The organism is Chryseolinea serpens (assembly GCF_900129725.1).
In the GTDB taxonomy this organism is placed as follows: Bacteria; Bacteroidota; Bacteroidia; order Cytophagales; family Cyclobacteriaceae; genus Chryseolinea; species Chryseolinea serpens.
Genome location: NZ_FQWQ01000003.1, coordinates 395,607 through 418,690 on the forward strand (window position 1 = coordinate 395,607; position 23,084 = coordinate 418,690).

At 47.9% G+C, this 23,084-nt stretch carries 11 protein-coding genes; all 11 read left to right on the forward strand.

Annotated features, from left to right (window positions below):
- Nucleotides 1-121: 121 nt before the first annotated feature.
- The 11 genes from BUB30_RS21475 to BUB30_RS21525 all read left to right on the forward strand — a co-directional run bounded on the left by BUB30_RS21475 (nt 122) and on the right by BUB30_RS21525 (nt 23,057).
- A complete protein-coding gene (locus BUB30_RS21475; RefSeq protein WP_073138049.1) occupies nt 122-1,078 on the forward strand; it encodes an alpha/beta hydrolase in 957 nt (318 codons plus the stop codon).
- Between the two features lie 210 nt (nt 1,079-1,288).
- Nucleotides 1,289-1,978 carry an NUDIX hydrolase gene (locus tag BUB30_RS21480; RefSeq protein ID WP_073138051.1) on the forward strand — a complete coding sequence of 230 codons (690 nt, stop codon included), beginning with the start codon at nt 1,289-1,291 and terminating at the stop codon, nt 1,976-1,978.
- A gap of 140 nt (nt 1,979-2,118) precedes the next feature.
- The gene (locus BUB30_RS21485; RefSeq protein WP_073139580.1) at nt 2,119-4,668 is read left to right on the forward strand and encodes a cellulase N-terminal Ig-like domain-containing protein; all 2,550 of its coding nucleotides are present in this window, start codon (nt 2,119-2,121) and stop codon (nt 4,666-4,668) included.
- Nucleotides 4,669-5,038: 370 nt separating this feature from the next.
- Nucleotides 5,039-7,120, forward strand: a complete 2,082-nt coding sequence (locus BUB30_RS21490; protein WP_073138053.1) for an alpha-L-fucosidase — start codon at nt 5,039-5,041, stop codon at nt 7,118-7,120.
- A gap of 505 nt (nt 7,121-7,625) precedes the next feature.
- Nucleotides 7,626-11,693, forward strand: coding sequence for a hybrid sensor histidine kinase/response regulator transcription factor (locus BUB30_RS21495; RefSeq protein ID WP_178377164.1), 4,068 nt, complete (start codon nt 7,626-7,628; stop codon nt 11,691-11,693).
- A gap of 464 nt (nt 11,694-12,157) precedes the next feature.
- Entirely contained in the window at nt 12,158-15,316 is a 3,159-nt protein-coding gene (locus tag BUB30_RS21500) for a SusC/RagA family TonB-linked outer membrane protein (RefSeq protein ID WP_073138057.1), read from the forward strand.
- A gap of 44 nt (nt 15,317-15,360) precedes the next feature.
- Entirely contained in the window at nt 15,361-16,935 is a 1,575-nt protein-coding gene (locus tag BUB30_RS21505) for a RagB/SusD family nutrient uptake outer membrane protein (protein ID WP_073138059.1), read from the forward strand.
- A gap of 31 nt (nt 16,936-16,966) precedes the next feature.
- Entirely contained in the window at nt 16,967-18,169 is a 1,203-nt protein-coding gene (locus BUB30_RS21510; RefSeq protein WP_073138061.1) for a glycan-binding surface protein, read from the forward strand.
- 131 nt (nt 18,170-18,300) lie between these two features.
- Entirely contained in the window at nt 18,301-19,755 is a 1,455-nt protein-coding gene (locus tag BUB30_RS21515; protein WP_073138063.1) for a cellulase family glycosylhydrolase, read from the forward strand.
- A 7-nt stretch (nt 19,756-19,762) separates the two neighbouring features.
- Nucleotides 19,763-21,361: a GH39 family glycosyl hydrolase gene (locus BUB30_RS21520; RefSeq protein ID WP_221408771.1), complete on the forward strand. Its 1,599-nt coding sequence runs from the start codon at nt 19,763-19,765 to the stop codon at nt 21,359-21,361.
- Nucleotides 21,362-21,416: 55 nt separating this feature from the next.
- Complete coding sequence (locus BUB30_RS21525) at nt 21,417-23,057, forward strand: alpha-L-fucosidase (protein WP_073138067.1); 1,641 nt, start codon at nt 21,417-21,419, stop codon at nt 23,055-23,057.
- Nucleotides 23,058-23,084: the final 27 nt, after the last annotated feature.

Genomic DNA, 23,084 nt, shown 5'->3' on the forward strand with positions numbered 1-23,084 from the left:
TATGGGCTGGAGAGGCTGCGTGTCGTAATGTGGACGCCACGCTTCTTTTCTATCGACCCGGGCTTGAAGCAGGATGACTCATGATCAATACAACTATAACCACTTATAAAACAAAGCTACGATGCTGAAATCTTTGACCAAACTGACAAAAATCTTCATGCTCGCCACGTTACTCTTTAATGTGACCTTGGCAATAGCACAAGACGGAACAATCTATCCACTCGCAACTCCTGCGGAACCGAATGCCATCCCGCTCGGCACTGGCGGTGTCGAAGCGCAGCCTGCTCCTGAAACCTGGTTCAGGCAGTGGGGCGATCCGATGGCACGGAATATTTCAAAGGCGACCCTTACACCATTCTTGCCTAAACCAGGCAAAGCAAATGGCGCAGCAGTGATCGTGGCGCCTGGCGGAGGTTTCCGATGGTTGTCTATGGGTAACGAAGGATGGGAAGTTGCTCAGGCGCTTGCCGATCAGGGCATCGCTGCCTTTGTACTTAAATATCGTCTCTTTCCCACGCCGGAGTCACTCGATGGTTTCAAGGAGTCAATGAATAGAACGTTCGCAGCAGCAACACCTCCCGCAGATGGCAAGAAGGATACACCTCCTCCTCCAGGTCCACCGCGCATGGATTTGTCCAACCAACTCGCGGATGCGGAAGCTGCCTACGCAATGATTGTCACGCGAGCAAAGGAATGGGGTGTTGATACAAGTCGACTGGGAATGATTGGCTTCTCCGCCGGTGCCGGTCTCACGATGCACACCACACTTAATTCAAAAGTCGTGGAACTCGACTTTATTGGCCCAATATATGGCGGCATGGGACCGGTTGAGGTACCGAAGAACGCTCCGCCAATGTTTAACGTGATCGCCTCGGATGATTTTCTGTTTCGCGGCCAGTTCGGTGTGATCGAATCATGGTTTAAAGCAGGCAGGCCTGTCGAGTTTCATCTTTACCAGAATGGCGGCCACGGCTTCGGCCTGGGCAATCCCAATCGGACCAGCAACAAATGGTTCGACGCCTTCATGCACTGGCTTGATGTTAATGGTTTCCTTGTTGCAAAGACCGCGAAGAAATAACGTACGCGAGCGGTAAGAGAAGTTTTGTTTAAGCATGCCTAAGTTTGATCAATGAAAGCGGAAATTATTTATGTCAGCGGTTTCGCCGCAGCGATCTTTGATCAGAATAGGAAGGAAGCTTTGTTTGGGCGAAAAGGATCGTGGGTGCATTTGGCTGAATGGCTCACGTCCTTTTTTGTGTTGCGATAGTGAATTGTAAAAAGGAAGCGGATGGATCTAAGCAGCTACCATAACCATTACAGAATTCTCGTAGCCGTTGACTGTATCATATTCGGTTTTGACGGGACGCAGTTGAAGGCGCTATTGATCAAAAGAGGTTTTGAACCTGAAAAAGGAAAATGGTCGTTGATGGGCGGTTTTGTCCGTGAAGATGAGGGGACGGATGAGGCAGCGAACAGAGTCCTACACCAACTTACCGGAATGAAAGGCATCTACATGGAACAGCTCTGCGCATTTGGCGATGTAGATCGCGATCCAGCGGGCAGGGTTATCTCAATTGCTTACTTTGCACTGATCAATATTACAGACTACAACAAACAACTTCAGCTTGAACACGAAGCGAAGTGGTTTCCGCTCTCGGAAAGTCCGGAGCTTATTTTCGATCACCAAAAACTGTTACTGAAGGCTCAGGAACGACTACGCGAAAAGGTAGCCTGTAATCCTATTGGTTTTGAACTCCTTCCTCCAAAATTCACGTTGCCGCGATTGCAAAGTCTTTACGAGGCCATCTACGAAATGCCGTTTGATCGGCGCAATTTCATAAAGAAAATGCGGTCGCTTGGCGTACTGAATAAGCTGAATGAAAAGGAGAGAGGTTCATCAAGGAAAGGTGCATACTATTATGAATTCAATAATCAGAATTATAACCACGTTCATAAGAACACCAAAAAGTTTGCCTGAAGCCGTGGAAATACCGGGGCCAGAAGTGCAAAAATAATTTACATTCAATGTCGGTCATCTGCACAGGCGCACTATTTTAACCGACGTCGAAAATTTTGTTTGTCAATAAATTAATAAACAACACGCATAAACTTATTCCAATGATAGTAAGAGAGGGGTTTTTCAAGAGCTTAAAATCAATAATTACGTTAACGGTCCTGCTTTTTTCGTTAAGTCAGGCTTACGCACAGGAACTAAAGCTTAATGATCTCGAATATTTTGAAACGCAGGGCGTTAATGTCCTCGTTTACAATAACCTTTTTACAGGGGGATTTAACGACGAGAAGAATGCTGGTATTGAGTTAATTCATCATGGCGTGAGGACCGTCCAAGGGGGTGCGGTGAGGCTCTCCAACACGCCTGAACAGTGGGACCTGGTTCCGGAAATATCAACCCGAAAGGTGGACCGGGCGTCGAAAAGTATAGAGAGCACATTGCGTTATAAAGATTACGATTTCGATTCGCGTGTGATTGTTACAGCGAAGGGTAGTGGTTTTGAAATATCGGTCTACCTGGACAAACCCATTCCTAAAGAACTTGAGGGAAGCGCAGGCTTTAATCTCGAATTTCTTCCTTCACAGTATTGGGGCAAAGCCTATCTGGCAGACGGACGTTATAATCGATTCCCACGTTACGTGGTGGGTAACAGTGTGGCAAGACCGAACAACGAAAAGCCAAAACAATTTAAAGGTTACAAAACATACGACGACCGGGGTACCGGTAAATTCATTGATCCACTTCCGCTTGAAAGAGGTCGTACGTTTCTTCTGGCACCCGATGAACCTTCGCGCCTGGTGAAAATCACTTCGCCGGATGTCGACTTGATGCTCTTCGATGGACGGGTGTTGGCCCAAAATGGTTGGTTCGTTGTTCGTAGCATTCTTCCCTCTGGCAAAACAGGAAAAGTGTTAACCTGGACGGTTGAGCCAAACGCCATCAAAGGGTGGGTGAGAGAGCCAAACATAGGGTTCTCCCAAGTCGGTTACATCCCCAAACAGCAGAAAGTCGCTGTTATTGAACTGGACAAGAAAGACAAGCCACTGGCCACAGCCTCACTATACAGCATAGGCAACGACGGGAGTGCCCGTGAGGTGTTCAGCGGGAAGATCGTTTCATGGGGCGATTACTATAAATATCACTATGTGAAATTTGATTTCACCTCCGTCACTACCCCGGGTATATATTACATCAAGTATGGCAATTTCAAAACGAACGACTTCTTGATTGAAAATAGCGTGTATGATAAAATCACGGACGCTACGAGCGACATATGGATTCCGATTCACATGGATCACATGTTTGTAAATGAGGCGTACAGGGTGTGGCATGGAGAGCCTTTCAAGGAAGGTTATCTCCAAGCTCCGCCAAACACAGACCATTTCGATCTGCATGCTCAAGGACCGACAACGGACACGAAGTATAAAGCCCTCGAGCCGATCCCGGGACTAAACGTCGGTGGATTTTTCGATGCAGGAGATTTTGATATCGAAACAGGCGCGAATATTAGTGTAGTACAAAACTTCGTTCAAACGTGGGAGTATTTTAAACCATTACGTGATCAGACCTTTGTTGATCAGAAGCAACGCTATGTCGACCTTCATCGACCTGATGGAACACCCGATGTATTGCAGTTTATCGAGCATGGAACATTGAACCTGGTAGCGCAGGCCGAGATTGTTGGCCACATGACGCAAACGCTTTCAAACGCTGTGCTCGACAATTACCATCACCTGGGAGACGCCGCTTCATTAACGGATGGACTTCCTTATAATCCGAATCTTGGTCCTTACGAAAAAGCAAAAGATGGAAGATCCAGCGGAGTCAAGGATGACATGTGGGCATTCACCAGTCGCAATCCCCGACTCGATCTTTACGCCGCTACCATGTTTGCCGCGGCGAGCAGGGCTTTGAAGGGTTATAATGATGATCTTTCGGCCAGAGCATTGGTACAGTCTAAGAGACTTCTGAAAGAAGCAACCGACCTTCTCGCCGCGAAGCCAGAAGACAATTCGCCTTGGGGAGCGTCGGCTAATGTTGGCACCAATCTTCAACTCTATATAGCGACCGGCGAAAAACAGTATCGCGATAAATTCCAGGAGCTCTTGTGGCCAGCGCTTGACCGCAACGTTAATACCACACTGCTGACGGCGCTGAATGCCGTCCCGCATATGGATGCAGCCTTCAAGGAAAAGCTTCGTCCCTACGTGGTCAAGTATGCGGATTACATAAAAGGACTAGAAAAGGAAAATCCCTATGGCGTACCGATTGTGCTGGGCAACTGGGCTGGCAGTGGCGCAATTTTAAATTTCGGTACCACGATCTGTTTTGCAAGCCAGTATTTTCCGGACGTTGTTGCCCCGGGTGAAGCGTTCAAGGCTACGAACTGGTTATTTGGTTGTCATCCCTATCACAATTATTCACTGGTAGCAACGGTTGGTGCAACGCGTCCTAAAGCAGTCTTCTATGGTAATAATCGGGCTGACTTCTCTTTTATTCCCGGCAACGTAGCACCGGGTATTTTATTCCGAAAACCCGACCACTTTGAAAACTACGACGACTGGCCATTCCTCTGGGGACAAAACGAAGGTACCATCGGGGGCAATACGAGTTATTTAATTTTCGGATCAGCGTTTAAGAATCTGGTGAAGTAATACTGGGTTCCGGATTTAGCCGGGGTGTGTGGAGATGAAGTTGTTGCTAAGATCTAGTAACAGTGCCCCCGCTTGTAGCGCAGAGTCCCGTGCAGTCCGCGGATTCGTCAGGATATAATTTGATGCAATGTTGTAGACCGGCTCTTCGTCATACAGTAGAGGCTTTGTGTTGAAACCTAAGCAATCCCCCCAATAACCTGCATTTTGTTGCCCAGTTTCCGCTTTATAGACTTTTTATGACCTAATCTGGGATGTTTGGCCCCCCAAGATAAGCGTGATAACATTTTACTTTCCGTTTTAAAAAACGAGATTGATTCGGTGAAAGGCAACGCGGTTCGGATTGGAGTAAAATAAATCCTTCAAATTCAATATGAAAAAATCAAACGACGTCATCAGGTATTTTTTGTATGGGATCGTCTGCTCTATTTGTTTTGGCTGCGGCAAGACAGCCGTGGCGCCACTCCCGGTTGGCCCTGTGCCATCGGAAAACCAAATGCGGTGGCAGGAAATGGAGTATTACGCCTTCGTTCATTTCTCATTGAATACCTATACCGACCAGTCCTGGGGTTATGGTAATGAAGATATCAATCTGTTTGATCCCGAAAAACTCGATTGCCGGCAGTGGGCCCGCATTTGCAAGGAGTCGGGCATGAAGGGAATAATATTGACGGCAAAGCACCACTCCGGTTTTTGTCTTTGGCCTTCTGAATACACGGAATATTCCGTCAAAAACGCTCCCTGGAAAAACGGAAAGGGAGATGTGGTTCGTGAAATGGCCGACGCGTGTAAGGAATACGGTTTGAAACTGGGGATATATGTTTCTCCGTGGGATCGGAATCGTCCTGATTATGGAAGACCCGAATACATCACGTATTTCAGAAACCAGATTAAAGAATTGCTCACGAATTATGGTCCCATCTTCGAAATATGGTTCGATGGTGCAAACGGGGGTAACGGATATTACGGGGGCGCCGATGAAAATCGTACCATTGATCGCACCACCTATTATGACTGGAAGAATACCTATAAGATGATCCGCCAATTACAACCCGAGATTGTGATCTGGAATGATGGCGGCGACCGTGGTGATCTTCGTTGGGTCGGAACGGAATCCGGTTATGTGGGCGAAACCAACTGGAGCCTGTTGAACGCCACAGGAGAAGTAGAATGGGCAATGTTGCATTATGGTTTGGAAAACGGTGATTCATGGGTGCCGGCAGAAGTGAATACTTCCATCCGTCCGGAGTGGTTTTATCATCCCAAGGAAGACAACAAAGTAAAGACGGTGCCGCAATTGATGGAGACGTACTATAACTCGATTGGCCGCAATGGAACACTGCTCCTCAATTTTCCCATTATGCCGAACGGTTTAATACATGAAAACGACAAAAAAGCGGCGTTGGAATTCGGCGCGACGGTGAAGGCCTCGTTCGCTGACAACCTGGCGAAAAAAAAGAAAGTAAGTGCTACGAATGTGCGCGGCGATTCGAAAAAATTTGAAGCTGAAAATTCAACCGACAGCAATCCGGATACGTATTGGACGACCGACGACAGCGTGACAACGGCTTCGTTGACCATCGATTTTGAAAAGCCAACTTCGGTCAACCGTTTTCTGGCGCAGGAATTTATTCGTCTGGGGCAACGGGTGAAGTCCTTTGCCGTGGAAGGGTTCATCGACGGAACCTGGAAAGAACTGACTAAAGGAACGACCATCGGGTACAAGCGCATTCTTCGTTTTCCCAGTGTTGAGACAACCAAGATCCGTTTCACGATTACAGACGCCAAGGGCAGTCCGGTGATTTCCAACATCGGCGTTTTCAATGCCCCTGTATTTCTGAATGCTCCCACGATCATGAGAAATCAAGCCGGGGAAATAGTCATCGCCACCGATGACATCGGACCGTATTTCTATTACACCCGGGACGGTAGCGAGCCAACGTCCAAGTCGGAAAAATATACCGGTCCTGTTCCGACGGAGGGAAAAATAGAGATAAAGGCTATTGCCTATGATCCTGCTACCGATAAAAGCAGTCCGGTAGCACTCGAGAAATTTGATATTTCCCGAAAGGATTGGAAGATCGTTGGAATAGGTGATGAAAAAGCATACACGATTCTCGATGGAAATATCTCGACCACATGGCATCAAAATAAAACGAAAGAAGTGGTGATCGATTTGGGAGGCGAACAAAATCTTAGCGGCTTCAAATATCATCCCGATGAAAGCCGGTGGGAGCCGGGGATTATAACCCACTTCGAATTTTATGTGTCATCTGATAATAAGAAATGGAAACGTGTGGACCAGGGTGAGTTTTCGAACATCAAGAACAACCCGGTGTGGCAAATCAGGAAGTTCGCCCCGCTAAAGGCCCGGTTCATCAAGTTGCAGGCATTGAAGAATGCGGAGGACAATGACAATATGGGATACGCAGAAATAGACGTGATCACGGACTGATGCAGGTTTTTCGCGCCCGTCCGGTGGATACACTACGCGACTTACTCGAAGCGAGACCCTCGGTGATTGTAACAAACACCGAGGTGGTGATTTTTTCGCAACCAGGAAAAAGTAAAAAAGAGGATTGTGCTGGATCATAAAAAATAGTGTGTGCCAACGGGGACGTCATTACAAACTGATTCACACGGAGCTAGCAGAAAGGCGGATGTCGCGTTATTCTTTTCCGCTGAATAGCATTAAGTTGTATCTTTACTTGGCCCATAAAAGCCCAGTGTCGATAAAAGAAATGCTTGGATATGCATTGCGGATTTGTTGGCCCTGTTTTTTCACGGCTGCATGCTGTTTGAACCCGCGACGGGCTCCGCGACTTTGAGGTGGATCGGCGGGAGATAACAAGAAGCCTTACATTTATTTTGGATTTAACTATTCAGGTGAAGTCGTGAGAGAGCGTAGTTTTTTTTTGGTAGCGTGGATCGCGGCTGTATTTATGGCGGTCCAGCCGGCTATGAAATTATTTGCACAGGAACATCGCTTTGGCCGCATCGATGACCGGAAGGGATTGTCACACAACTATGTAAAAACATTCTATAAGGACAGGACCGGTTTTCTGTGGATAGGGACCGAGTCGGGTCTCAACCGTTTTGACGGTTATTCGCTCAAAGTATACCGCAACGATCCAGCCGACTCTACTTCTCTTTTTAATGATGATGTGGTGCGACTATACGAAGCACCCGGCGGAATGCTTGGTGTAGCAACATCGGTTTCGCTTTGCTTTTATAATCCGGCGACAGAAACGTTCACAACGGATTTTCGATTCCTTAAAAAATATGCCATTGAAAACCCTGGTGATCTCCTCAATATTATTCATGACAAAGCGGGTAACTACTGGTTTCTCTTAAAGAATAATGGGCTTGTGGTCTACAACGAAGAAAAGATGACCACGCGACCGTTCCGGCATCTGGATAGCGATACGACCACCCTTTTCACCAACAACGTCACTTCGGTTGTGGCTCACCAGGATGGAAGTTACTGGATAGCGCATTCCAATGGTGTTGCAGAGAACGTTGTCCTTGAAAAAGAGAAACTCAAGGTGGTTAACCGGGTCTCTTTTTCACCAAGGGAATCATCCGACAAAGACAGGTATCTTCAATGTGAATTGACGATCGATAACGATGGAGATCTCTGGAGTTATCGGTCCAATATAGACGAAGGCGTGTTTTATTATAATGCAGCTAAACATAGCGTAAGCCACTTCGAAAGAAAATCCAAAGTTGTAGCCCTAAGAGACGACTTGATATCGGGCCTCGTTCAAGACAATAAAGGCAATATCTGGATTTCATACGGCAGCGCGGGAATTGATATTCTCAATAAAAAGAATTTTGCCATAGAACGCATTTTGCATGATCCGGAGACGAATGAAGGGCTGAATGAGAATTCAATTGCCGGCATGTTTAAAGATGAAGACGGTATCATCTGGGTGGGTACTTATAAAAAAGGCTTGAACTTCTTTCACGAAAGCATGATGCGGTTCCCGGTTTATAGCCGACACTCAAAACCGTATCCGTTGCCTTTTGAGGACGTCAACCGTTTTGTGGAGGATAGGAAAGGCAATCTGTGGCTCGGCACAAACGGCGGAGGGTTGATCTACTTTGACAGGCAGAGCGGGCGCTTTACAACCTACAAACACAACCCGAAAGATCCGCATAGCCTGAGCAGCGATGTTGTTGTCAGTTTGTGTCTGGATCATGAGGACAAACTTTGGATAGGGACTTTCTTTGGTGGATTGAACTGTTTCGATGGCAAGACATTCACCCGGTATCAACACGATGCAAAAGACGCCACCAGCCTCCCCGGTAAAAGTGTGTGGGAAATCTTTGAAGATTCACAGCACCAGCTTTGGATTGGGATGCTCGACGGGGGGCTTAACCTCCTTGACCGGAAAAATAAGACATTTGCCCGGTACAGTCATCCGAAGCAAATAGCGCTTTATTCCCCATACATCTCAACGATCATGGAAGATTCGAAGGGCAACCTCTGGTTTGGAACCTCCGTGGGCATCGATGTACTCATGAAGGAGTCTGGAAGCATCACGCATTTTGGATCAGAGCGGAATAATCCCACATCCCTTCGAAGCGACGCCATTCTGGGAACAATGGAAGATTCCGAGGGGAGGATCTGGATTGGGACACAGGGAGGACTTAGTCTATGGCAAAAGGGAAGCAACCGGTTTGTTAACTTCAGCGTGAAAGATGGATTGCCTCACAATGCCATCATGTCTATGAAAGAGGATGCAGCCGGGAGGCTGTGGCTGGGTACACCGAATGGACTCGCGTGTGCGACGATCGTGTCTGAAGGCGGCCGCATTCGGCTTGAGCTCGCCAACTACTCCGAAGCCGACGGTCTGCAAGGGCAGCGGTTCAATGAAGATGCTGTCCTCCAAACGATGAATGGAGAGCTTGTCTTTGGCGGCGCCAATGGATTCAATATTTTCAAACCCGGTGATATCGGGCATAGCAAAACGATGCCACGGCTTGTCCTGACGGATTTTCAATTGTTCAACCGAAGCGTCCGGCCGGGAAAAGCGGACGGTAAGCACTTCGCGTTATCGTCTTCGATCACGACCAATCCTCCCATCGTGTTGGCCGCAAATGATGATGTTTTTTCAATCGAGTTTGCGGCGCTCGACTTTATTCAGCCCTCCAAAAACAGCTATAAATACAAACTGGAAGGATTTAACCAGGAATGGCTGGTAACGGACGCAAGCAACCGGAAAGTTACGTTCACCAACCTGGATGCCGGTGACTATGTGTTTCGCGTGATCGCCTCAAACGATGATGGGCTTTGGAATGAAGAAGGCATTTCACTTCCCATTAAAGTGCTTCCTCCTTTCTGGAAATCTACAAAGGCCGTTGTCGTTTACCTGCTCGTCCTGTCATTGCTGCTGTTTATCGCGCGTAAACTCATCCAGCAACGCGAGCAAATGAAGTTTGCCATGAAACAACAACAGGAAGAGGCCATGCGGTCGCGCGAGTTGGATATGATCAAGACAAAGTTCTTTACCAATGTGAGCCATGAATTCAGGACCCCGCTTTCGCTGATCATTTCTCCACTGGAAAAACTCAGCGAACAGGTCGTTGATCCGGCACAGCTTAAAAATATAGATCTCATTCAGAAAAATGCCAAGAGATTATTGAACCTCGTTAACCAGCTGCTCGATTTTAGAAAAATGGAGGTTCATGATATTCGCTTTCATCCTTCGGAAGGTGATATCATCCGGTTTGTTCGTGAAACCGTTTCCTCCTTTGCCGATCTTTCTGAGAAAAAAAGCATTCGGCTCACATTCGAATCAAACACGTCTTCCCTGGAAGCTATTTTCGACCACGACAAAGTCGAGAAGATCTTGTTCAACCTGCTTTCGAACGCCTTCAAGTTCACCATGGACTCCGGGGTGATTTCAATAGTCGTAGAGGTTAACGACGCGGCTGAAAATAGTATTGTAGAAATCATGGTGAAGGATTCCGGGATCGGGATCCCTGCCGAAAAACAGGAGCAGATCTTCGAGCGCTTCTTTCAAAACGACTTACCCAGTTCCCTCATGAACCAGGGGAGCGGTGTAGGTCTTGCTATCACAAAGGAATTTGTGCGCATCCATGGAGGCACGATCCGCGTGGAAAGTGAGGAGGGAAAAGGAAGTTCCTTTATCGTAGTGTTGCCGCTGAAGAAAATGGTTCACACCGTACATGAAACCATAAATGAGCCCGTGAACACGGTGGTCGACGCTCCCATAGAAGAGGTGCCGGCATCGGAAGAGAAGCCTTTGATTTTGTTGATAGAAGATAACGAGGATTTTCGTATTTATTTGAAGGATAATCTTAAGACATCGTATGCAGTTATCGAAGCTGCGAATGGAGAAGAGGGCTTGAAAAAAGCGATTTTGCAATATCCGGATCTTATCGTGACGGACGTGATGATGCCGGGTATGGATGGCATTGAGCTTTGTAAAAAAATAAAATCCGATCAGCGTGTATCGCATATACCCGTGATCCTGCTCACGGCCCGTTCGGGCGAAGAGCAGCGACTGGAAGGATTTGAAGTAGGAGCAGATGACTATATCCCGAAACCCTTCAGCTTCCCCATGTTAGAGTCGAGGATCCGCAACCTGATCTCGTTGCGGAAAGATCTCCATGCGTTGTTCGCCAAGAAGAACGGGATCAAGGCAAGCGAGATCCAGGTTACCTCGCTCGACGAGCAATTTATCCATCGCGTTGTCCAGGCGATCGAAAACAATGTATCCAACAGTGAGCTGACGGTAATGGATTTAAGTCATGAACTGGGGGTGAGCCGTGCCCAGTTTTTTAGAAAGGTACAAGAGCTCACCAACAAATCGCCCCTGGAACTTATTCGCACCATCCGGTTGCAATATGCAGCACAACTTCTTGAGAAAAGTCAGCTCTCTGTTTCTGAAGTCGCTTACCGTGTGGGCTTCAATAACCCCAAATACTTCGCTCGTCATTTTAAAGATCTGTATCACGTATTGCCATCGGCGTATGCCAACGGCAAGCGAAGAAGTTAGCCGTTAAGCTTTGTATTAGACGTTTGTTACCCACCTTTAGGATTATTTGTTACGCTTGCGGGAACGGCGTCTGTCTATTTTTGCCGGACAAATATTCCGGTTTGAAACGAAAACTAAGAATCCTGCTTTTGATTGAAATGGTCATGTATGTGCTGATCATTTCCATTTTTACGTGGATCCTTTCCCTGGTGTAAAATGCGTTGCGGAGCCGTTATTTGTCACAACACGAATTCCACCCGGTAAAATCATACCTACTTTCGAGACTTTTTAATACCCCCTTAGACTCCATATCCCTGTCTCTAAGACGAATCAATACCGTCTCCAGCGGGCTCCCGCCATACATTTACTGCAAACGATTACGGAATTGTAGCTCAGAAATCGTCAGCCCTCTTTGGACCAAAACGGGTCAATTAGCTCGATTTCAGGCTCAAGTCCGTAAAGTTTAACCTCTAAACCTCAATCATATGAAGAAGAAACTCTACAGATGTTTCGGCATTTCTGTGTTGATCCTGATGCTAGGCTACCTCCAGGTTCCGGCGCAGCAGCGATCGATCACGGGAACCGTAAAGGACGTATCTGGAAGTACCATACCAGGCGTCAGTGTAGTTGTAAAAGGTACGAGCATTGGGACCGTCACGGATGCTGATGGGACATTTTCCATTAATGCCAACCCCAATGAGACGCTCGTATTCACGTTTATCGGCTATAAGCGCGAAGAAATCCTGATCACCCAACAGACCAGGCTCGACATGACATTAAGTGAAGACGTGAAGACACTTGATGAGATCGTGGTGGTGGGGTATGGTGAGTCAAAGAGAAAGGATGTCACGGGCGCGATCTCTTCCATCACCGGCGATGAGATCCGAAAAACAAATCCGGTCACGTTCGACCAGGCGTTGCAGGGGAAAGTAGCCGGCGTGGTTGTGCAGCAGATCTCTGGTCAGCCAGGGGGAGCTGTTTCTATACAGATCCGTGGGATCTCCTCTTTTAGCGGCGCTTCGCCTTTATTTGTGATCGATGGCGTGATCATCGGCGGCGGTGCGAATACGGCAGTGGGTTCTAATCCGTTGGCGGGTATCAACCCTTCGGAGATCGAGTCGATCGATGTTTTAAAAGATGCATCGGCTACCGCCATCTATGGCTCGCAGGCCACGAACGGCGTGGTGATCATCAAGACGAAAAGAGGCCAGGTATCGCCACCCAAAATAACATACGATTTCTATACCGGCTATCAGCAAGTGAGGAAGATGCTTCCTACCATGAACCTGCGCGAGTTTGCCACTTTTATAAACGACAGAAACACGGGGTTAGGCTGGGGATTTGATACCCGACCTCAGTTCGCCAATCCACAATACCTGGGTGAGGGCACCAATTGGCAAAAAGAATTATTCCGGAACGCGCCGATGAGCAATCACTCGGTGACGGTGAGCGGAGGCGACGAACGGACGCAGTACTTATTTTCCGGCGCTTACTTCAAGCAGGAAGGAATTGCCCTAGGCTCCGGATTCCAGCGCGTCTCCGTGCGACTCAACCTGGATAACAAAACCACCCGTTGGTTGAAAATTGGAACCAGCCTGCAGCTCGTCAACATCAAGGAGAATGTCAACTCCACAAACTCAAATGTCATTTCTACTGCACTCAGTCAAACACCCGATATCGCTGTAAAAAATCCGGATGGAAGCTGGGGAGGTGGCATCGATCCAAACGGCTGGGTGAACGCTAGCAGAATGGCAAACCCGTATGCCCTTGCCCTGATCAATACCGATCTGGCAAAGCGCAACCAGCTCTTCGGCAATGTTTACGCTGAAATAGAATTTACCAAGAACCTGATGCTGCGGAATGAATTGTCAGGAAGTTTCGCCATGGGTACGGAAGATAAATTCAATCCTACCTATACGATGGGACTTAATGTGAATAAAACAAATTCTGCCACGTACTCCTATACACAAAATTACTACACGATCGTCAGGAACTATCTCACCTATTCCAAAATGTTCAATTCCGCCTATAACCTCACCGTTATGGGGGGACATGAAGCGCAGTTGAATACCAGTGAAAGCGTTTCGGCGTCGCGCATAAATTTTCCTTCAAACAACGTTCACGCCATCAACAGCGGCGATGCCACAACGGCCACCAACTCGGGCACAAAAGGACAGAACGCACTTGAATCGTATTTCGGTCGTGTCAATTTTATGTGGAACGATAAATATCTGTTCACCGGCAACGTGCGCGCGGATGGTTCGTCAAAATTTGCGGCGGATAACCGGTGGGTAACGACCTATTCCGGTGCGCTGGCATGGAAAATTCAAAATGAAAATTTTCTTAGAAACACGCCCGTCAATGAGTTAAAGCTCCGCGCAGGGTATGGACTTACCAACAACCAAAATATAAAAGACTATGCCTATGCAGCGACGCTGAACACCATTTCCAATGGTCTGTCGGGCGTTGCTCAACTTACCGGCAATCTGGCTAACCCGTTGGTGCAATGGGAAAAAACCAAGTACGCCAACATTGGCCTGGATGGAGGCATCCTGAACTCACGCATCAATTTCTCTGTGGATTTTTATGACCGCAGAACAGATGGCCTTTTGCTCAGTCTCCCGTTGCCTTTTTATTCCGGCACCACCACAGGCTATTCACCGGGTGCCCTGGAAGCTCCCTATGTAAATGTTGGGTCGGTGAGCAACAAAGGGTTTGATTTCAGGATCAGCTCAACGAACCTGACCACAAGAGGGTTTACCTGGAGAACCGATGTCACCGTATCACACAACACCAATAAAATAGAGAAGTTGAACACGGATGGGGCTTCATTGCCGGGTTACTATGGGGCCAACGTTGCGGCCATGTCGGTGGTGGGCCGGTCGATGGGGCAATTTTACGGCTATCAAACCGATGGCCTCTTTGCAACGGCTAACGATTTTGAAACCCATCCCTTGCCGATTAATCCTACCACCGGTGCAAAATTGCCGATTGGACCATCGTCGGGTTCGATCTGGTATGGCGACTACAAATTCAAAGATGTCAATGGCGATGGTGTTATCGACGAACATGACCAAACGTTTCTGGGTTCGCCTATTCCTAAATATCAGATTGGTTTCAATAACACTTTTACCTACAGGAATTTTGATCTGAATGTTTTCTTCAGTGCGAACGTGGGGAACAAAGTGTTGAATGGATTGCGCATACAAAGCGACAACCCGTTGACCAGTTTTGGCTATTTTAAGTCGCTGTCAAACCACGCGCAACTGGCGTTAATTGACCCCAATGGATCGGCTTCAGACATCAACAACGTCTACGTCACCAATCCGGAAACGGATATCGTAGGGCTCCGAAATGACGATACGAATAACAACAATCGGATCTCCAACCGGTATGTCGAAGATGGTTCTTTTATTCGATGCAAGACCATTTCGCTGGGCTACACGATCCCCGAAAAGATCACGTCGAAATTGCACATACATTCCTTGCGGATTTATGGTAATGTTTCCAACGCTTTTCTCATAACGAAATACAAAGGGATGGATCCAGAAATCGGTTCATGGAATCCGCTGTCTGCAGGGATGGATAATGGTTTTTATCCCCAGCCCCGGGTATTTACTATAGGCGCTAACCTGCAACTATAAGAATACATGGCTATTGGTCCTTTTAAACAATAAAATATTAAGCAATGAAATCAATATATGCCTTGATCGTCCCTTTGCTGTTCGTTATCGTATCGATAACGAGCTGCCAAAAAGATTTTCTTGAACGTCCGTCATTATCACAGATAAGTTCTGATAATTTTTATCAGACAACGGCAGACTTAAGACTGGCTACAGCCGCGCTCTACGGTGGTTCTCCCTGGTGGCAATGGAACACCCAGCCCTACATGATGCTGGGTGATGTCATGAGCGGTAACTTGATCTCGCAATGGTGGGGCGATGCCGTGCAGCTGAACACGTTCTCGATTACGGGACAAAACGCCATCATGCAGCAAGCCTGGACGGGCTTGTACATTGTGGTGGCGCATTGTAATTCAACCATTAATGCCATACGTGAAAAAGCACCCGCTTCCATTCCGGAATCGGATAAAAATGCGGCCATTGCAGAGGCCAGGTTTATTCGTGCCATGGCCTATTATCACCTGGTCATGCTCTGGGGCGATGTGCCCATCATTGAAGACAACACCAAACTCATCAGCTCACCGCTGGTGAACCGGAATACAAAGGCGGATGTCTACAGGTTTATTACGGCCGACCTGATCTTTGCCTCGCGAAACCTCCCTGCCACAGACGCCGCCGGGAGAGCCACCACGTGGTCGGCACAAGGGATGGCCGGCAAAGTGTACCTGACGATGTCCGGCTTATCGCAGGAGGGAGGCTCACGCAATCAGACCTATTTGGATAGCGCAAAATTTTATGCCGGTAATGTATGTAAGAACAGTGGACGGTCGCTGTTTCCCAGTTACTATGACCTGTTCAAAACGCAATTCAATGACAACCCGGAATCCTTATTTGCACTGCAATGGGCACCTGGCGTAACGTATGGCTTTGGCAACATGCTGCAGACCTACTCTCCCAGCTCCGACATCACGCCCAACAATCAAGGAGCCTGGCTTTTTCTGCAGCCTACCTACGATCTATACAAACTATATTCCAAGAAAGACACGATCCGACGCAAGGCTAGCTTTATGCTTCCCGGCGACAAGTACCCTGAACTGAACGCCGCAGGGGGTGGCTATACTTCCAATAGTTCAACCTTGAAAAAGCATATGGTAGGAACGCAAACGGATAATAATTCACCTAACATGACGCTCGTCTCGTCCGTAGAACATAATTCCCTGCTCAGGCTGGCCGATGTGTACCTGGTATATGCCGAAGCCATCTTGGGCAACAATGGATCTACCGCCGATGGTGAGGCGCTGCAATATTTTAACGCCGTGCGCAAAAGGGCAGGCGTCGACCCGGCACCCTCGCTGAATATCGACACGTTGATCCAGGAGCGGCGAAAAGAACTGGCCTATGAAGGACATTACTGGTTCGACCTGGTCCGGCTTTCTTACTACGACCCTCAAAAAGCCGTGAGCTTTCTCAATGATCAGCAACGCGTAACCTTTGCCTATAGCAGTGGTATCGCTACGCCAAATGCCCCGATCGGAAGCATTACCCCTGCGAACCCCGGCACCTTTACGCTACAGTTGCCGTCGGCGGAACTTACGGCAAACCCCAAGTTGGCGGATGCCCCGGTGCGCTATTACCATTGATGATTTACGCTCAGACTTAAAAAAATCAACTATGAAAAAGATACTGTATAACTATACGCGGCAGCTTTTTTTACTGTCAGTGACTTTGATGTGGCTGCAGGCCTGCGAAAAAGATGAGGTGAGTGCCCCGGTGATAACCGGCATCATAAATTACGCCCCATCGCCGGATGACACGGTCTTGCAAAGTCTGACCCCCGGCCAGTGGGTGGTAGTGAACGGACATAATTTGCAAGACGCTCTCCAGATTTCCTTCAATGGCGTGCCGGCAAATTTCAACAACGGATTATTTTCAGATTCGTATGCTGTCGTGCAGGTGCCGGCGGTGATACCGTTCCCATCCATACCCGCCGAGAAGCTCAATACCATTCAATATTTTACATCGCATGGGTCAGCGACATTTGAGTTTAGTATTGTGGCACCGGCACCCACCATCACCAGCATCTCAAATGAGAATGCCAACGCGGGAGACTCGGTATATATCTATGGGACAAATTTATTTCTGCTTACCAAAATAAGTTTTGCCGGCGTACCGATCACAGCGTACACCTCATCGGTCAATGGTACGGCTGTGGGCTTCGTGTTGCCAGAGCTTAATCAAAGCGGACAGGTGATTGTCGCGAACCAGTCGGGCGCAGATTCTACTGCTTTCAATGTGAATGATGCATCGACTGGGGTCCTCTGTGATTTTGATAACATCAATACGCTTAGTTGGGGCACGGGCACAGATAATAGCAGCACCAATTTTCCGGGCAACAAGGGATCCTATGCCGTGCTCAATAATGCTGTTTTAAGCGCTGGCGATGCGTCATGGTGGAATTGGCAACGCAGCATCAATACCAACGCGGTGCAATGGGTTCCTGTCGATAATATGAGCGATCCTGTCGGCGACTACGCGCTTAAATTCGAGATCAATGTTCCGGATGCATGGAAGGGGACTTCTATCGTTGTCTTGAAGGATTACACATGGACGTATGTTGCTCCCTATGAGCCGTGGAAAGACGCCAACGGAAATACGTTTTCATATTCCACCAAGGGTTGGCGCACGGTAACCCTTCCATTATCTGGATTTCGAAAGGATAACGGTACGGGAGTTGCCGTTACCAGCTTGACCGATTTGTTGGGAAGCACGGGCAATGGAAGCGTAAACATCTATACGATCAACAGTGCCGCTACCCCTACAGCGACAGGGTTGATTGCGGCCATTGATAATATCAGAGTAGTGAAAATCAAATAGCCGTCATCTGCCAACGGAGCAGTAGTTGTTAAAAAGACCCTCTAACGTAAAAATGTACGCGAATTGAAATGTTAGTTCATGTTGTAAGGTTTCGTTCGCTGGAAATAGTATGCATCTAAAGTGAAGAAAAAATGAAGATCAAATGTCCTTTTAAAATTTCTCTGTTTTTCATTGTCGTTATTTCCTTTTCCTCTTGCGGAAAGGAGGGGGTTGAACCACAGCTGTCGGTTTCTGAAACGGAGCTTACCTTCCCCGTCGCGGGAGGCACGTCTGAAATAACCGTGACCAGTAGCGATAGCTGGCGTATTAACAATGCTGCCTCCGCATGGTTGCAGCTAACGCAAACCGGTGGGAACAGCGGCAGTGTCACCATTCAAATAATTGCAGGATCGAATGCTACCGGTTCCACGCGTTCAGCGGTGTTGGTGGTGAGCTCAGATAGCGGCCAGTCCAGGCGCGTTACCGTTTCTCAGCCGAGCCAGATCTTTCTGCCTCAGATCTATCCGTCGTATAATACATCTCCCCAACCATCGGATGCCACCGGGATGAGTAGCACAGCCCTGCAACTCGCCGACAAGATAAAGTTGGGCTGGAACCTTGGAAATACCATGGAAGCACCCGGTGGTGAAACCGGGTGGGGTAGCCCTGTCATCACGGAAGACTATATCAAATTTGTAAAGCAAACTGGTTTTAATGCTATTCGCATTCCCAGTGCCTGGAATTGGTATCACGTGGATAATAAGGCAACCGCGCACATCGATCAAAACTGGCTCAACCGAGTGAAAGAAGTGGTGGGCTATTGCGTGAAAAATGACATGTACGTTTTGCTGAATATTCACTGGGATGGTGGATGGCTTGAGAATAACTGTACCCCCGTAAAAAAGGATTCGGTCAACGCCAAACAAAAAGCACTATGGGAACAGATCGCAACGACGATGCGTGACTTCGATGAACATCTCATGTTTGCCAGCGCCAACGAGCCCAACGCCGACGATGCCACGAAAATGGGTGTGTTGCGCTCCTATCATCAGACTTTTGTTGATGCCGTTCGCTCCACCGGAGGTCGCAACACCTATCGCGTCCTGGTGCTGCAAGGCACACCCGAATGGTTTGACGTAAGCTCATTCCCCACCGATCCCTCGCCAAACCGTCTTATGTTTGAGCCGCATAATTATACGCCTTTTCAATTTACAGCCTTGGATGGGGATGCGAGCTGGGGTAAAATGTTTTACTACTGGGGTGCCGGACATCATTCTACGATCGAACCCGATCGCAATCCAAACTGGGGGGAAGAAGATGAACAGCTGAAAGCCTTTAAACTGTGGAAGGAGAATTATGTCGACAAGGGCATTCCTGTCCTCATGGGGGAATATGGCGCATACCGACGAGGTGGCACTAAAAACATTCCTTTGGACTTAGCCACGCACAACGACGCGGTTGACTACTGGCTAACCTACGTCACCAAGCAGGCGATAGCGAACGGTATCAAGCCGTTTTACTGGGACACAGGCGGAGCGTTGGATAGAGCAAATTATACGGTAAAAGATCAACGTACGATAGATGCTATTCTGGAAGGTGCGAAATAGACGCTTTATGAATTGTAATTATTCAAGAATGAACCGGACCTATACCGTTGTATTTGTTTGCCTGTTGGCAAGTTGTGCAATGGCCCAAAGTAAGAAAAAGGTAGCACCCGAACGTCTGATCAACATTGATTTCAATGTTGAAAAAGGACCGCTGAATACCATGTTCAAGGAATGTGTGGGCGCGGGGCGTGCCAACGAAGGTTTGCGCACCGACTGGCAACAGCAACTCGCTTATGTCAGAAAAGAATGCGGCTTCAAATACATTCGCATGCACGGGCTATTGACGGATGACATGGCCGTTTACGCACAAGATAAAAATGGGAACCCTCAGTACAACTATATGTACGTTGATGTGTTGTTCGATTTTCTGCACTCCATCGGAATGAAACCCTTTGTGGAGCTGGGGTTTATGCCATCACAGCTTGCCAGCGGTAACAAAACGATTTTCTGGTGGCGGGGCAATGTAACGCCTCCGAAAGACCATGAGAAATGGGCCGCATTGATCACGAATCTCGTACAACATTTTACAGAACGATACGGCGAAGCGGAAGTAAAGACATGGTATTTTGAAGTATGGAATGAACCCAATCTCGATGGCTTCTGGGCGGGTAGCCAGGCTGAGTATTTCAAACTATATAATTACAGTGCCAATGCCATAAAAAAAGTGAACCCGTCTTACCGGGTAGGCGGGCCGGGAACAGCAGGCGCTGCCTGGGAAAGCGAGATGATTGATTACTGCATCAAGAACGCTACGCCTATTGATTTCATCAGCACACATGCATACGGCGTAAAGCAGGGATACCTCGACGAGTTTGGCAATTCCGGTACGGTGCTGGACAAGAATCCGATGAGTATTATCGGCGATGTGCTGGATTCACGAAAAGAGATCTCCGCTTCATCCAAACCCAACCTCGAGTTGCACTATACCGAGTGGAGTGCCTCCTACACCCCGGCAGACCCGATACACGACAGTTATCACGAAGCAGCCTTTGTCTTGCAAAAGCTTAAGCAAGTGGGTGATGCCGCCAACTCCATGTCATACTGGGTCTTCACGGATATATTCGAGGAGGCGGGCCCGAGGTTCACACCCTTTCACGGAGGGTTTGGTATGCTCAATACCCAAGGGATTAACAAGCCGGTGTTCTATGCGTACCAATTTATGAACCGGTTGGGGAATACGGAATTGACAAATAGGGATCAGTCATCCTGGGTGTGTAAAGATGAAGAAGGAAATGTCCAGGCAGTCGTGTGGGATTTTACAAACACCCATCCCGGCGACTCTGTAAACAACCAGCGATACTATGTCCGTGATTTGCCGTCAAAGGCGAAGCCCAAGGTAAAGCTGGATATTACACATATACCGGCGGGTACATATGCGCTGGAAATATATAAAGTGGGGTATCGCAGTAATGACGCCTACTCAACCTATCTTTCTATGGGAAAGCCAGCACAGCTTACAAAGCTACAGGTGGAACATATCAAGCGACAAAACGACGGTGCTCCATTTTTGAAAGAGATTGTATCCATAAAGGCGGGATCTGTTTTTTCGCGTGAACTTGACACCAGAGAAAATGATGTGTTCTTTCTCAACCTTGTCAAGCTCTGAGTTTTCTGATAAGACGATTGTAGAATCAACTAACACTTCTTTTATACTATATATTATGAAATCTGTTTCAATAGTACTTTTTGTTTTCGCCGTTATCGGATTTTATCAACCATCACTCGGCCAATCCTCGAAACAAGCCCCCGTATCCGCGACCAAGCAAACAGGTTCAGAAGGTAAGTTCGAGCCAACGTGGCAATCGTTAGCGGGCTACAAGGTTCCGGAATGGTTTCGCAACGCCAAGTTCGGAATCTGGGCACATTGGGGTCCGCAATGTCAGCCCGAGCAAGGCGACTGGTATGCCAGGCATATGTATGATGAGGGTAGTGAGCAGTATAAATGGCACGTGGCTCACTATGGACATCCTTCCAAGGCCGGTTTCAAGGAAGTTATCAACGATTGGAAAGCTCAAAACTGGGATCCGGAAAAACTGGTAGCGCTTTATAAAAGAGCAGGTGCTCAATATTTTTTCGCGATGGCCAACCATCATGATAACCTGGACATGTGGGATAGTAAGTATCAATCGTGGAATACCGTACGCGTCGGACCGAAGAAAGACATCATCGCCAGTTGGGCCCGGGCGGCAAAAAATAATAACCTTCCGTTTGGACTGAGTGTGCATGCTTCACATGCCTGGTCGTGGTTGGAGACCTCGCAGCGTTCCGATAAGAGCGGACCCCTTATGGGCGTGCCTTACGATGGCCGGCTCACAAAGGCGGAGGGAAAGGGAACATGGTGGGAAGGGCTCGATCCCCAGGAGCTCTATGCGCAAGATCATGCCTTGAGTGAGGGAAGCGATAAAATAACATCCTTGTTCAAGCAGTGGGAGTGGGGCAATGGCGCATCCACGCCTTCTCCGGAATACTGTAATAAGTTTTACAACAGAGTAGTTGATCTTATTGATCAGTTTAATCCGGACCTGCTTTACTTCGATGATTCGGTTCTCCCGCTTTACCCTGTAAGCGACGTGGGTTTAAAAATTGCAGCAGATTATTACAACCACAGCCAGGCAACGCATCAGGGTAAACTTGAGGGGGTATTATTCGGAAAGGTCCTGAACGAAGAGCAGAAAAAATGCATCGTCTGGGATGTCGAGCGCGGAGCCCCCGAAAATATCCAGCCACTGGCATGGCAAACCTGCACTTGCATTGGCGACTGGCACTACAAAAGATCGATCTACGAAAAGGGAGAGTATAAATCGGCAAAAGATGTCATTCACATGCTGGTGGACATTGTAAGTAAGAACGGAAACCTGCTGTTGAACATCCCGATTCGTGGCGACGGAACGATAGACGAAAAAGAGATCGCCGTACTGGAAGACATCGCATCATGGATGAAAGTGAATAGTGAAAGCATTTTCGATACACGCCCATGGGAAATATTTGGCGAAGGCCCATCGACAGAAGCCGCCAACCCGGTGAAGGTCCAGGGGTTTAACGAAGGAAAGGTCAAACTCACCGCGAGCGACATACGCTTCAATAAAAAAGGGAATACTCTATATGCCACTGTATTGGGTAGGCCAGTCGATAACGTAAACATCAAGTCGCTGGGGAAGGGGAAGACCAGGATTAAAAATATTGAAATGCTGGGCAGCACCGAGAAACTTTCCTGGAAGCAAAATTCGGACAACCTGGTCATCCAAAAGCCAAAGGCCACGTCAAATGACATCGCCGTGGTCTATAAAATATATTTGCAGTAACGGGGAGCGCCAAAAGCGATAGAGTAG

Excerpts from the sequence above, each read along its gene's own strand:
- BUB30_RS21475 (WP_073138049.1), top strand. The coding sequence starts at position 122 with ATGCTGAAATCTTTGACCAAACTGACAAAAATCTTCATGCTCGCCACG.
- BUB30_RS21490 (WP_073138053.1), top strand. The coding sequence starts at position 5,039 with ATGAAAAAATCAAACGACGTCATCAGGTATTTTTTGTATGGGATCGTC.
- BUB30_RS21505 (WP_073138059.1), top strand. The coding sequence starts at position 15,361 with ATGAAATCAATATATGCCTTGATCGTCCCTTTGCTGTTCGTTATCGTA.
- BUB30_RS21520 (WP_221408771.1), top strand. The coding sequence starts at position 19,763 with ATGAATTGTAATTATTCAAGAATGAACCGGACCTATACCGTTGTATTT.
- BUB30_RS21515 (WP_073138063.1), top strand. The coding sequence starts at position 18,301 with ATGAAGATCAAATGTCCTTTTAAAATTTCTCTGTTTTTCATTGTCGTT.
- BUB30_RS21485 (WP_073139580.1), top strand. The coding sequence starts at position 2,119 with ATGATAGTAAGAGAGGGGTTTTTCAAGAGCTTAAAATCAATAATTACG.
- BUB30_RS21500 (WP_073138057.1), top strand. The coding sequence starts at position 12,158 with ATGAAGAAGAAACTCTACAGATGTTTCGGCATTTCTGTGTTGATCCTG.
- BUB30_RS21480 (WP_073138051.1), top strand. The coding sequence starts at position 1,289 with ATGGATCTAAGCAGCTACCATAACCATTACAGAATTCTCGTAGCCGTT.
- BUB30_RS21495 (WP_178377164.1), top strand. The coding sequence starts at position 7,626 with ATGAAATTATTTGCACAGGAACATCGCTTTGGCCGCATCGATGACCGG.
- BUB30_RS21525 (WP_073138067.1), top strand. The coding sequence starts at position 21,417 with ATGAAATCTGTTTCAATAGTACTTTTTGTTTTCGCCGTTATCGGATTT.
- BUB30_RS21510 (WP_073138061.1), top strand. The coding sequence starts at position 16,967 with ATGAAAAAGATACTGTATAACTATACGCGGCAGCTTTTTTTACTGTCA.